Source organism: Streptomyces sp. SirexAA-E (genome assembly GCF_000177195.2).
Lineage (GTDB): Bacteria > Actinomycetota > Actinomycetes > Streptomycetales > Streptomycetaceae > Streptomyces > Streptomyces flavovirens.
Window position 1 is genome coordinate 3100446 of record NC_015953.1, and the last position, 12294, is coordinate 3112739.

12 protein-coding genes and 1 pseudogene are annotated in these 12294 nt (G+C 72.7%); 9 read left to right on the forward strand and 4 right to left on the reverse strand.

All coding sequences use genetic code 11. The annotated features are described in order from the left end of the window. The first annotated feature begins 5 nt into the window (after window positions 1–5). The gene (gene argS, locus SACTE_RS13665) at window positions 6–1775 is read left to right on the forward strand and encodes an arginine--tRNA ligase (protein ID WP_019993462.1); all 1770 of its coding nucleotides are present in this window, start codon (window positions 6–8) and stop codon (window positions 1773–1775) included. 97 nt (window positions 1776–1872) lie between these two features. Here argS and SACTE_RS13670 read toward each other — a convergent pair whose 3' ends face one another. After that, on the reverse strand, window positions 1873–2301 hold the full coding sequence (locus tag SACTE_RS13670) for a hypothetical protein (protein WP_014046624.1): 429 nt from the start codon (window positions 2299–2301) through the stop codon (window positions 1873–1875). 162 nt (window positions 2302–2463) lie between these two features. On the opposite strand from SACTE_RS13670, the gene SACTE_RS13675 reads away from it, so the two are divergent. Next, the gene (locus tag SACTE_RS13675; RefSeq protein ID WP_014046625.1) at window positions 2464–2751 is read left to right on the forward strand and encodes a DUF4190 domain-containing protein; all 288 of its coding nucleotides are present in this window, start codon (window positions 2464–2466) and stop codon (window positions 2749–2751) included. Between the two features lie 77 nt (window positions 2752–2828). Here the strand turns inward: SACTE_RS13675 and SACTE_RS13680 are convergent, their stop codons facing one another. Together SACTE_RS13680 and SACTE_RS13685 are read right to left on the reverse strand one after the other, a co-directional pair. After that, a complete protein-coding gene (locus SACTE_RS13680) occupies window positions 2829–4061 on the reverse strand; it encodes a phospholipase D-like domain-containing protein (protein ID WP_014046626.1) in 1233 nt (410 codons plus the stop codon). Window positions 4062–4134: 73 nt separating this feature from the next. Beyond that, window positions 4135–5637, reverse strand: coding sequence for a helix-turn-helix transcriptional regulator (locus SACTE_RS13685; RefSeq protein ID WP_014046627.1), 1503 nt, complete (start codon window positions 5635–5637; stop codon window positions 4135–4137). A gap of 341 nt (window positions 5638–5978) precedes the next feature. Here SACTE_RS13685 and SACTE_RS13690 point away from each other — a divergent pair, with 341 nt between their 5' ends. From SACTE_RS13690 to SACTE_RS13700, 3 genes are all read left to right on the forward strand, one after another. Further along, the gene (locus SACTE_RS13690; RefSeq protein ID WP_014046629.1) at window positions 5979–6734 is read left to right on the forward strand and encodes a DUF4232 domain-containing protein; all 756 of its coding nucleotides are present in this window, start codon (window positions 5979–5981) and stop codon (window positions 6732–6734) included. A gap of 218 nt (window positions 6735–6952) precedes the next feature. Next, the gene (locus tag SACTE_RS13695; RefSeq protein ID WP_014046630.1) at window positions 6953–8083 is read left to right on the forward strand and encodes a tetratricopeptide repeat protein; all 1131 of its coding nucleotides are present in this window, start codon (window positions 6953–6955) and stop codon (window positions 8081–8083) included. After that, on the forward strand, window positions 8080–9156 hold the full coding sequence (locus SACTE_RS13700; RefSeq protein ID WP_014046631.1) for a polyprenyl synthetase family protein: 1077 nt from the start codon (window positions 8080–8082) through the stop codon (window positions 9154–9156). Before SACTE_RS13695 ends, SACTE_RS13700 begins: the two co-directional genes overlap by 4 nt. Before the next feature lie 4 nt (window positions 9157–9160). Here the strand turns inward: SACTE_RS13700 and SACTE_RS35005 are convergent, their stop codons facing one another. Then, window positions 9161–9487 carry an ATP-binding protein gene (locus tag SACTE_RS35005; protein ID WP_226995228.1) on the reverse strand — a complete coding sequence of 109 codons (327 nt, stop codon included), beginning with the start codon at window positions 9485–9487 and terminating at the stop codon, window positions 9161–9163. Here SACTE_RS35005 and SACTE_RS35010 point away from each other — a divergent pair. From SACTE_RS35010 to SACTE_RS13715, 4 genes and pseudogenes are all read left to right on the forward strand, one after another. Then, window positions 9380–9667, forward strand: a pseudogene (locus tag SACTE_RS35010) (Scr1 family TA system antitoxin-like transcriptional regulator); the annotation flags it as partial. The gene SACTE_RS35005 and the pseudogene SACTE_RS35010 sit on opposite strands and share 108 nt — an antisense overlap. A gap of 41 nt (window positions 9668–9708) precedes the next feature. Further along, entirely contained in the window at window positions 9709–9984 is a 276-nt protein-coding gene (locus SACTE_RS32570) for a DUF397 domain-containing protein (RefSeq protein ID WP_050986364.1), read from the forward strand. A 103-nt stretch (window positions 9985–10087) separates the two neighbouring features. After that, complete coding sequence (locus SACTE_RS13710; protein WP_014046633.1) at window positions 10088–11368, forward strand: choice-of-anchor A family protein; 1281 nt, start codon at window positions 10088–10090, stop codon at window positions 11366–11368. 114 nt (window positions 11369–11482) lie between these two features. After that, window positions 11483–12271, forward strand: coding sequence for a DUF4253 domain-containing protein (locus SACTE_RS13715; protein WP_014046634.1), 789 nt, complete (start codon window positions 11483–11485; stop codon window positions 12269–12271). Window positions 12272–12294: the final 23 nt, after the last annotated feature.

Sequence of the window (12294 nt, forward strand, 5' to 3'; positions counted from 1 at the left end):
GGCTCATGGCCTCGGTCCCTTCCCTCGCTTCCACGCTCCAGCAGCAGCTGGCGGACGCCCTGACGGCAGCACTGCCCGAGGCCGGCACCGCGGACCCGCTGCTGCGCCGAAGCGACCGGGCCGACTTCCAGGCCAACGGCATCCTCGCGCTCGCCAAGAAGCTCAAGGGCAACCCGCGTGAGCTGGCCGCGAAGGTCACGGACACCCTCCCGTCGGGTGAGCTGATCAAGGACATCGAGGTCTCCGGCCCCGGCTTCCTCAACATCACGCTCACCGACCGGGCGATCACCGAGACGCTCGCCGCGCGCGCCGCCGACGGCGACCGGCTCGGCGTCCCGGTGAAGGCCGACGCGGGCACCACCGTGATCGACTACGCCCAGCCCAACGTGGCCAAGGAGATGCACGTCGGCCACCTGCGGTCCGCGGTCATCGGCGACGCGATGGTCCAGATCCTGGAGTTCACCGGCGAGACCGTCGTCCGGCGCCACCACATCGGCGACTGGGGCACCCAGTTCGGCATGCTCATCCAGTACCTCTTCGAGCACCCGGGCGAGCTGGGCCACGAGGGCGGCGAGGCGGACGGCGAGGCGGCGATGTCCTCCCTGAACCGCGTCTACAAGGCGTCCCGGGTCCTCTTCGACTCCGACGAGGAGTTCAAGGCGCGCTCCCGGGACCGGGTGGTGGCGCTCCAGGCCGGCGACCCGGAGACGCTGGCGCTCTGGCAGGGCTTCGTCGACGAGTCGAAGATCTACTTCTACTCGGTCTTCGACAAGCTCGACATGGAGATCCGCGACGCCGACATCGTCGGCGAGTCGGGCTACAACGACATGCTCGAGGAGACCTGCCGGATCCTGGAGGAGACGGGCGTCGCCGTCCGCTCCGAGGGCGCGCTGTGCGTCTTCTTCGACGACGTGAAGGGCCCGGACGGCAACCCGGTCCCGCTGATCGTCAAGAAGACGAACGGCGGCTACGGCTACGCGGCGACCGACCTCTCCGCGATCCGCGACCGCGTGCAGGGCCTCAAGGCCGACACCCTGCTCTACGTCGTGGACGCCCGGCAGTCCCTGCACTTCAAGATGGTCTTCGAGACGGCCCGCCGCGCCGGCTGGCTGAACGAGGACGTCACGGCGCACCAGCTGGCCTTCGGCACGGTCCTGGGCAAGGACGGCAAGCCGTTCAAGACCCGTGAGGGCACCACCGTCCGGCTGGAGGACCTGCTGGACGAGGCCGTCGAGCGGGCCACCGCGGTGGTCCGGGAGAAGGCCGAGAAGGTGGGCCTGTCCGAGGAGGAGATCGTCGAGAACGGCCGGTACGTCGGCGTGGGCGCCGTGAAGTACGCGGACCTGTCGACCTCCGCGGTGCGGGACTACAAGTTCGACCTGGACCAGATGGTGTCGCTCAACGGCGACACCTCGGTGTACCTCCAGTACGCCTACGCCCGGATCCGCTCCATCCTGCGCAAGGCGGGGGACGCGAATCCCGCCGCGCACCCGGAGCTGGAGCTGGCCCCGGCCGAGCGCGCGCTCGGCCTCCACCTGGACCAGTTCGGCGCGGTCCTGTCCGAGGTCGCCGAGGGGTACGAGCCGCACAAGCTGGCCGCGTACCTCTACCAGCTGGCCTCGCACCTGACCACGTTCTACGACCAGTGCCAGGTGCTGAGCGACGACAACCCGGCGGAGGTCGTCGAGAACCGGCTCTTCCTGGTCGAGCTCACCGCCCGCACCCTGCACCAGGGCATGCGGCTCCTCGGCATCAGGACGCCTGAGCGCCTGTGACGCCCCGACCACGTCCCGAGGCCCCCGGCTGCCACCGCGCCGGGGGCCTCGGCCGTCGTCCGGGGCCGCACCGGGGGCCTCCGCCGTCGTCCGGGGCCTACTGCGGCCGGCCCAGTGCCCACCCCGACACGTCCGCCAGCCGACCGCGCCACAGGGGCAGCCGTACCTTGCCCGCGCCGCCCATCACCAGCGTGGCGTCCCGTAGATGGATCCAGCGGGGCAGCGAGGACGCGTCGTCGTCCGCCACCATCTCCCTGAGGCCCTGGTCCACCGTCTCGGGGAACTCCGCCAGCAGGTTGGTGCCTTCGCCCTCGACCTGCCGCAGGGCTCTCGCCCAGTCCGCCTTCCACGCCTCGTGACCGATCAAATCCCCGTGGAGGATGCCGGAGGACGTGGTCAGGGTGATGGGCAGGCTGGAGCGCTGCTCTCTGTCCAGCAGTCTCATCAGCAGCTGGAGTTGCAGGTCGGGCACGGGCTCCGTGATCACCGCGGCGGTCGCCGCCGGTGTATCGAGGGTCTCACTCATGGGCCACTTCCCTTCACCTGACGCGTGGCAGGTGCAGGCCCGTGTGCCCCCGGCCGGGGCCCTCACACCCCCGTCGTCCGAGTGGTTGTGGGCGCGGAAGCCGGGCACTCGCCCTGTACCTGCAACTCCACGTACAGCACGGCGAATTGACGGGAGAAAGTGATGTCGCACTACAACGGTTCACCCACGGCCGCGTCCCGGTCGGGGACCAACGGTCTCGCCGTCGCGAGCCTGGTCTGCGGGATCGTGGGGCTCGTCGTGTTCAGCGTGATCCTGGGCCCCGTCGCCATCGTCCTCGGTGTCCTCGGCCTGCGCCAGGTGTCCGCGAAGGGCGGCACCGGGCTGGCCAAGGCCGGTCTGGTCCTCGGCATCATCGACCTCGTGCTCTTCCTGGTCCTGATGATCGCGGCCACCTCGTCCGGCGGCTTCAGCTGGTACGTCGGCGGCTGACACGTCCGTACGACGTCGCGGGGGCGGTCCCACCGAACCGGTGGGACCGCCCCCGTCGTGCCGTCACCGACCGCCCGTCACAGCCAGCGGCGGATCGGCTGGACCGCGACCTCGCGCATCCGCTGTGCCGGCGAGCGGCGCCGCCAGCGGGCGCCGTCGATCAGCTCGCTTTGGGTCACGTCCTCTTCGAAGTGCCCGTCCAGCGTCGCGGTGAACTCCGGGTCCAGCACGGCGAGCATCACCTCCTCGTCGTGGTCGAGGGAGCGGCGGTTGAAGTTGGTGGAGCCGATCAGCGCGGCGACCCGGTCCACCGTCAGCGCCTTGGTGTGCATCATCGTCGGCTGGTACTGGTAGATCTTCACGCCGCAGGCGGTGAGGGCCTCGTAGTGGTGCTGGCCCGCGAGCTGGCAGACCCGCTTGTCGGTGTGCGGCCCCGGGAGCAGGACCTCCACGGTCACCCCGCGCCGGGCGGCGGCGCACAGCAGCCCCACGAAGAAGGTGTCGGGCGCGAAGTACGCCGTGGTCAGCCGGACCCGCTCCTCGGCGGACTCCAGGACGACCCGCAGCAGGGTCTGCATGTCCTGCCAGCCGAAGCTGGCCGAGCCACGCACCACCTGCACGATCGCGTCGCCGTGCGGTTCGAGCGCGACGAACCGGTCGTGCGCGTCGAAGAGCTCGTCGTGGCACTCGGCCCAGTTCTGGGCGAACGCGGCGGCGAGACCGTCCACGGCCGGGCCTCGCACCTTCACATGGGTGTCACGCCACTCGTGTTCGTTGCGGGCGTCGCCGCACCATTCCTCGGCGATGCCGACGCCGCCGGTGAACGCCGTCCGCTCGTCGGTGATGAGGACCTTGCGGTGGCAGCGGTGGTTCTGTTTGAGCGGCGACAGGTACAGCGGCTTGCGGAACCAGGCCACCTGCACCCCGGCCGCCTCCATCATCGCCAGCTGGTCCTTCTCGATCAGCCGGCTGCCGAAGCCGTCCAGCAGCAACCGCACCCGGACCCCCGCACGGGCCCGCCCGGACAGCGCCTCGGCGAAGTCGCGGGCTATGTCGCCGCGCCAGTACACGAAGGTCATCATGTCCACGGTGTGCTCCGCGGACCGGATGGCGTCCAGCATCGCGGCGAAGATCTGGTCCCCGTTGCGGAGCGGTACCAGTTCGTTCCCCTCGGTCGCGGCGATCCCGATGAGGCGTTCGAGCCGCCGTCGCAGGCGCTGGGTGCGTTCCGCGAAGACGGCACCCTCCGGCGCGTCCGGCGCGCCGGGTGCCTCGTCGTCCACGGGTCTCTCGTCTATGTGGCTGGACATCTTCTCCCTGCTCATGCCGATGGGGACGGGCTCGCGACTGTACTCCTGGCCGTCCCCGTCCCCGGGTACCCGCTCAGAGGTCCGGTGCCACCCACTGAGCGGTGTCGTAGCGGTACCGGTACTCGGGCCGGCCCGCGATACCGCTCGTACGGAACGGCTTGCCGCCGTCGTCGATGCGCAGGGTGCCGCTCCGGCCCCCGCTGGTCCACTCCAGCTCCAGGTACCAGGTCACGTCGTGCCCCGCCACGTGCGCGTCCAGGTGGAACACCTGCACGTCGCTGGAGCTGACCCGGTACGGGAAGTCCTTCGCGGGCACGACCGTGTCACCGTCCTGCCCCGCCACCGGCTTCGTACGGGGCAGGTTGTCGTCCAGGTCGATGTCGAAGCTCTGCGGGACGATGCCGCTCCCGCAGCCGTCGCCCATCGAGTACGCGGACCAGGCGAGCGCCGGCTTCCGCCCCAGCACCCGCACGTGCAGCGCGTTCAGCACGACCGCTTCGTCCGAATCGCCCTGGAGGGTGAGCTGGAGCCTCATGGCTTCCCCGTCCACCCCGTCGAGGGCTCGCGCCCAGGCACGGGTGCCCTGAGGCGAAGGCGGCGGCGGGACGTGGTCGGGCTCCTCGTCGAGCAGGTAGTACTGCCCGCAGGGCTCCTCCCAGTTGTACGAAGTGATGGAGGCCCGCACGGGCACCCCGCCGTTCTTCCGCTCCTCGCCCTTCGCGGCGGACGAGGACGGCGAGGCGGAAGCAGCGCCCGTGGCCCCGCCCGTCGCGGAGGCGGAGGGCGAGGCGGACGTCCGGGAGGGTGACGGGGAGGCGCCGGCGCCGGGCCTGTCGCTCGTGTCCGGTGTGACGACCACGCTTTCGGCGGCCGTACCGGGACGCACCTCGTCGGCCGGATCACCCTCGGTGAGGCTGTGTACGGCCAGCGCGCCCGGCACGGTGAGCGCCACGACGGCCGCCGCCGCGAGCAGGACCCGGGATCGCCCGAACCGCTTGGGCCGGGGTGCGGGGACGGCCGTCGCACCGGTGGGCACCGCGGCCGTCACGTCCTCCGCGACGGATTCCGGTCCGGGTTCCGTTTCCGGTTCCGGACCGGTGCCCGACCGGGGTGCGGGCTCCGGTGCGTCCACCGGCTCAGGCGCCGCCCCGGGGGCCGGGCCGGGAGCCGCGTCCGGGCCGGGCGCGGGGTCCGGACCGGGCGCGGGGTCCGGCGCCGGGTCCCCGTCCGGGCGCTCCACGGCCGCCCGCGGGCCCGGCCCGGCAGCCGCCTCCGGCTTCCGCGCGCCTCGGCGCTTCGCCTCGTCGGCGAGGATCCACTTCCGGTGCAGGGCCACCAGCTCGTCGCCCGAGGCACGGCACACCCGGGCGAACCGTTCCACCGGGGCGTAGTCATGCGGTACGGCGTCGCCGTTGCAGTACCGGTGGACCGTCGACGTGCTCATGTGGAGCTTCTGGGCGAGCGCCCCGTAACTCAGCCCGGACCGCTCCTTGAGCCCCCTGAGCTCTGCCGCGAAGTCCTGGATCTCCGTACCCACCCCGACCGTCCCTCCCTCTCCCGCGTCCCGGAACGGCATTCCAGGGCGACACCGTTTCCGCAGGTCAGCATGTGTTCCAGCGTTCCTGTGTCCCGCACGGTCCGGCAACCGTTGCCACCGGGACACGACGCCGCACAGGATGTGGACACACCACCGAGACCACCTCGCCCCACCCGGGAGACGCCGTGCGTACCCGACTCGGACCGATCTTGACGGACGCGATCGCCACCGGGGTGCTGATCGCCTCCACGGCCACCGTCCTCACACTCCTGTGGCGCCTCTGACCACGCGCCACCACCCAGTACATCCGGCATCACCCCGGGGCGCCAAACGGCGCCCCGGGACAGCACGAACACCAACTGAACGGGGAGAACCACCTCATGCGCACCCTTCACCTCCGCCGCGCCGCCCGCACCAGTGCCCTCAGCTCCGCCGCCCTGCTGGCCGCGCTCGCCCTGACCGCCTGCCAGGGAGGCGGCCAGACGGCTGCCGACGCCTCCACCTCGGCCTCCACCGCCCCGTCCGCCCAGCCGGCCGCCGACGCCGAGGCGCCCGCCGACCAGGACGCCCAGGCATCGGGTTCCGACGCGACGGCGGATTCCGTTTCGTCCTCCGGCGGAGATTCCGGTTCGGCCGCCGGGAAGAGCCGTCCCGGGGCGACCGAGGTCCAGCCCGCCGCCCGGGAGAAGAACGAGAGCGACAGCGGCCCCGTGACCCTCGCCTGCGACGGCGGGAACACCGAGGTGACGTTCAGGACCGTGACCCGGCCCGTCAACCACGGACTGCTCACCGTCACCAACACCGGGTCGAAGGCCTGCAACGCGTACGGCTACCCCGCCGTGCGCTTCGGTGAGGCGCAGTCCGTCCCCCCGGTCTACGAGGAGAGCAAGCCGCAGGCCGTCGTCACCCTCGCCCCGGGCGAGTCCGCGTACGCCGGCGTCACGACCTCCGCCGCCGACGGGAGCGGCACGGGCGGCTACTCCACCAAGAGCCTGAGCGTCTACTTCCAGGGCCGCGACCTCTCCGGCTCCACGGGCCCGGAGGCCCGCGTGCCGCTCGCAACGAAGGTGTACGTCGACAGCAAGCTGACCGTGACCTACTGGCAGAGCGACCTCGACAACGCCCTCATGTACTGAGCCCGACACCCCGTCAGTTCCCTTCCGGGGCCCGGTCCGCGAGCGCGCGGGCCGGGCCCCGGCCCGGGTTCCCCGTACACCCGACTGACGACACGGCGGCCCGTTCCGTAGCCCTTGGGACGGACCGACGACCAGCACACAGACGGATTCGCCCGGACCCCGCCGCCTCGTACGTTCGTGAGCGACCGATACGACCGCACGACGCGCGCAACGGTGGGATGGCACACGTGGCAGCAGCACAGCAGGAACCGCTCCGGGAAGCCGCACAGCAGTGCAAGGCGTTCGCCCCGGAGTACCAGGGGGCCCTGGGATCACTTTCGGTGAACGCGTCGCTCACCGAGGTGCGGGCCCGGGGGATCGAGGAACTGCGGGCGGCGGAGGCGTCCGGCGACCGCCGGGAGATGGCCCGGTGCCACCTGGCCGTCGCGGAGGCCTGCCGCCGGCTGGGGCACAACGAGGAGGCCGACCGGGCCTGGAAGGCCGGCTACCGTGCCGCCCGGTCCGCGCAGGACGCCGGGGCGATGGCCTGGGCACTGTGGAGCGGTGGCACGCTCGCCCGCCAGCGCGGCGCACTGCCCCTGGCCTACCGGCTGCTGAGGCTGGCCGCCGACCTGGGCGAGCGCGGCGGCGACATCGTCGTACGCGGCTACTCGCTCGCCGGTCTCGCCGAGACCGGACGGATCCAGGGGGACTACAAGGCCGTCGGCGAACTGCACGAACAACTGCTCGCGGAGGCCCGCAGGCGCGGCGAGGCCCGGCACACGGTGTGGGCGCTGGAGGGCATCGCGCAGATGCACCGCAACACCGGCGCGTACGACACGGCCCTCGCCCTCTTCGAGGAGGCGGCGGAGACGGCCGGCCGCGCGGACGACCGGCGGGGCCGCGCCTGGGCGCTGCGCGGGATCGCCGACGTGGTGTCCGTACGTGACCAGGACGCGGACCGCGCCCTGGAACTGCTCGCCGAGGCCGAACGCACCTGCCGGGAGATGCGGTTGTCCAGCGCGCTGGCGTACAACCACAAGATGCGCGGCAACGTGCTCTACCGGGCCGGACGGTACGCCGAGGCCCGCGAGGACTACGCCCTGGCGCTGTCGGAGTTCCGCGCGATGGACGAGGCTCGCGGCACCGCGCTGGCCCGGCTCGGGCTCGCCAAGTCGCTCGCCAGGCTCGGCCAGGACCCGGCCGAGACGGTCACCGAGCTCGCCTCGCTGCGCCAGGCGCTGGGGCAGCTCGGACTGCGGCACGCGGACGACATGATCGACCGGGCGGCCGACGAACTCGGCGTGGGCCCGGTACCCGGGAACGGCGCCCCGGCACCGGCCCTGGCCGGCGAGGGGACGCTGCGATGACCTCCGCCACCGTCACCGGCGCGGCCGGCACACGCGGGCTCCTGGCCGCGCCACCGGTCCTGGACCGCTGCCGCGCCCTGGTGCGGCCCGCTCTCGCCGACGCGGTCGGCCGGCTCCACCCGTGGCCCGGCGAGATGGCCGCCCACGCGCTCGGCTGGCGTGACACGGCGGGGACGCCCGACCCCGCCGCGTCCGAGGGCAAGGGCGTACGCCAGGCCCTCGCCGTGCTGGGGGCCGAGCTGTGCGGAGCGCCCGGGGTGAGCGCGGTTCCCGGCGCGGTCGCCGTCGAGCTGGTCCACGCCTTCTCGCTGGTGCACGACGACATCATGGACGGCGACGAACTGCGGCGGCAGCGCCCGGCGGTGTGGAAGAGCTACGGCACCGGGCCCGCCGTCCTCGCCGGGGACGGGCTGCTGGCCGCCGCCGTGCAGACCCTCGCCCAGGCGCCCGGCGCCCTCGGCGGCCCCGCCGTCCTCCGGCTGTCCGGGGCGCTGACCTCCCTGGTCCGAGGGCAGGCCGACGACCTGCTCTTCGCGGACCGCCCCTGGACGGGGCCCGAGGCCGTGCGGCCCGACGCCTACCGGTCCATGGCCGAGCACAAGACCGGGGCGCTCCTGGGCTGCGCCGCCGCGCTCGGCGCCCTGCTCGGCGGGGCGCCCGACACGACGGTCACGGCCCTGGACCGGGCCGGACGCCACCTCGGCGTGGCCTTCCAGGCCGTCGACGACCTGCTGGGCATATGGGGCGACCCGGCCAGGACCGGAAAGCCGGTCCACGGGGACCTGCGGCAGCGGAAGAAGACGTACCCGGTGCTCGCCGCCCTCGCATCCGACGGGCCGACGGCACGTGAACTCGCCGCCCTGCTGGACTCCCCGTGCCCGCCGGACGACGCCACGGTGGCGGCCCGCGCGGCCGACCTCGTCGAGGCGGCCGGAGGGCGCACGGCGACCCTGGCCGAGGCCCACCACCATCTCGACGCCGCCCGCGCCTGCCTGCGCGGCACACCGCTCGCTCCGCGTGCGGTGCACGAGGTCGAGGAGCTGCTGGGCTACCTGGCCCACCGCACGGTGTGAGGCGTCAGCCCCGGCCAGACTTCGTGAAGGAGCACCACACGACCTTGCCGGGGCCCCGGTCCCGTACGCCCCACCGGTCGGCCACCGCGTCCACCAGCGGCAGCCCCCGGCCCGACTCCCCGCGGGGCTGCCGCACGGCGGGGACAGCCTCCCCGCTGTCGTGCACCTCGACCGTCAACGTCCGTCCCGACGCGTCGCCACTCGCACGGAGCGCATCGAGATCCTGCACGGCTCCGAGCCGCCCACGGTCAGCTTCGTCGTCTCCGAAGCGATCCTGCGCGACCGGGGCGGAGAGCAGGTCCGTCTGGGCATGCTTCGGCACGTACGCCAGTACGCCGACGTCCCCGGCGTCACCGTGCAGATCATGCCGCTCGGCCGACAGACGCACGCCGGCCTGTCCGGCCCTTTCATCCTGCTCGAAACGCCCGAACACCAGCGTCTCGCCTACACGGAGACGCAGCGAGGCAGCCAGCTGATCTCGGCCCCGGACGACGTCAGCATCCTGGAACGCAAGTACGCGATGCTGCGAACGCAGGCCCTCGATACCGAGGAATCGAAGGGGCTACTGGACCGGCTTCCAGGGGAGCAACGAGCAGCTCACTCGCGTGGTTCAAGTCGAGCTACAGCAGCGAACAAGGCGGCGCCTGCCTCGAAGTGGCGTACGCCTGGCGCAAGTCCAGCTACCGCGGCAGCGATGGCGGCAACTGCCTCGAAGTCGCCGCGCACCCCTCCGCCGTGCACGTGCGGGACTCCAGGAACCCCACGGGCCCCGCCCTCACCGTCGCCCCCGCCACGTGGTCCGCGTTCGCCGCGCACGTCGGCGCCTGAGGCACCTGCGCGCATTGGTCTTGACCAATATTCGGATCTATGAGAATCATGACCGGAGTCGCCACAGGATCTTCATAACTGCCCCGCAGGAGAACCACGCACCATGCGCATACCCGCAACTGCCGCCATCGCGGCGCTCGGCGGTGCCCTCGTACTCGGGCTCACCGCTGTCCCGGCCGCCCAGGCCGCCCCCGCCACGTCGGCGGACTGCACCACCGACGCCTTCGGGATCGCCGGTAAGTACGGCGAGTTCGTCCTCGGGGACGACGTCCACTCCCCCGATGCCGAGGGCGCCGTGGCGGTCGGTGGCAACGCCGACTTCACGGGCGGGTTCAGCGTCGCCAACGAGCTGTCGGCCGCCGAGGTCGACGCCCTGCCCGGCCGGGCGTCACTGGTCGTCCGGGGCGACCTGGTCAACGGCGGCTCGGCCACGGTCGTGATGAAGGGCGACGCGGTCGTCGGCGGCGCGGTCAAGGACCGCAAGGTCGAGCTGCACAACGGCTCGTTCAGCCGGAAGGCCGACCTCATCGACTTCGAGGCGGAGTTCGCGAAGCTCCGCTCCTACTCCTCGGCGCTGGCCGGGGAATCCGCGACGGACGGCACCAAGGTCAGCCTGGACGGCCCGAAGCTGACGCTGGAGGGCTCCGCCGGCGACCGTAACGTCTTCTCGGTGCCGGCGGAGCAGCTGGAGAAGGCCAAGGAGGTCTTCATCAAGGTCCCGGCGGGCGCGACGACGGTCGTCAACGTCGGCGGGCAGGGGTACGACATGGCGGCGGCCGGTACGACCGGCTTCTTCCTGTCGGGCGGCCAGGACTTCGTGCTGGACGACAAGCTCCAGAGCGCGTCCGAGGGCAAGGTCCGGGCGAAGCTGCTGTGGAACTTCCCGGACGCCACCAAGGTCGTCAAGAACAGCCAGGCCGCCTGGCCGGGCAGCGTGCTGGCGCCGAAGGCCCACTTCGAGCTGGGTACGGCCGCGCCGGTCAACGGCTCGGTGTGGGTGGCCTCGCTGCACGGTTCGGGCGGTGCCGAGACGCACCACTTCCCGTTCACGGGCTGCCTCCCTGAGGTCCCGGGCACAGAGACTCCGTCGCCCGGCGAGACCCCGAGCGAGGGCACGGGGACGACGCCCCCGGCGACGACCACCCCGTCCGCCTCGGTGAGCCCGCCGTCCGAGAGCGCCACCCCGAGCGACGAGCCGTCCGAGGGCCCGTCCGAGTCGGCCGCGCCGGGCACCCCGGCCCCGTCGGACAGCCCGGCCCCCGGTGGGGACCTGGCGTCGACCGGTAGCAGCGGCACGATCCCGATCGTCATCGGCGGTGCCGCGGTCCTCGCTGCGGGCGCCGGCCTGGTCGTGATGGCCCGCCGCCGTAAGAGCCAGGCCTGAGACACCGTGTGATCCGGGGGGCGGCGCGAGAGGTTCGCGCCGCCCCTCCACGTCTGCCGGTCCGCGCGTTTGGGCGGCCCCGCGCTGTCGGTGGCGGCTCGTAGGCTCACCACCATGGCGACGCTTCCGAACTCCCTCCCGTCCCTTGCCACGTCGGGGCTGGACCTCCCGTCCGGCACCCTGGTGGATGCCACGGCAGGCGGCCCCTGGCACGAGCCGCTGCTCTGGCACGCCGACGAACCCGTGCGCCCGGGAGCCTGGCGGGACCTTCGCACCCGCGCCCGTGGCCTGGGCCTGCTCCCCGTCCTCGTCGACGGCGGGCGGCGCGGCCTCTGGCCCGCAGGCTGGGAGCTCGACCCCGCGAGGACGTCCTACCCCGGCGACCACGACGCCGAAGAGGTGCTCCGCGGCTTCTGGGAGGACAACGCCGACGACGAGCTCGCGGCGCCGGACACCGCGTGGCCCGGCCTGTCCCCGGCGCCCCGGGGCGGCACCTGCGAAGACCCGGACGTCCTGGCGGGCGAGATCGCGGACATGTTCGCCGAGAGCCCCGACGGGCCCCGGTTCCGCATGGGGCTGGTCCCCGCGCGGCGGAGCGCCGACATACCGGCCTCGATCGGCTGGCGGGGCCCGCTGAACCACGAGAACGACGTGGCGCGGCTGTGTGCCGTGCTGCGCTCGTGGGAGGACCGCTTCGGCATCCGCGTCCTGATCATCGGCTTCGACACCCTGGTCGTCTCGGTGGGGCGTCCGCCCACCACACTCGCCGAGGCCCGGGCGCTCGCCGCGGAGCACTTCGCCTTCTGCCCGGACAGCATCGACCAGAACCCGCCGTACGGCCTGGACCTGTATGCCGAGCGGAACCTCCTGGGCCAGGCGACCTGGGGCTTCTGGTGGGACTGAGTACCCGCGCTCATGTGCCGGGC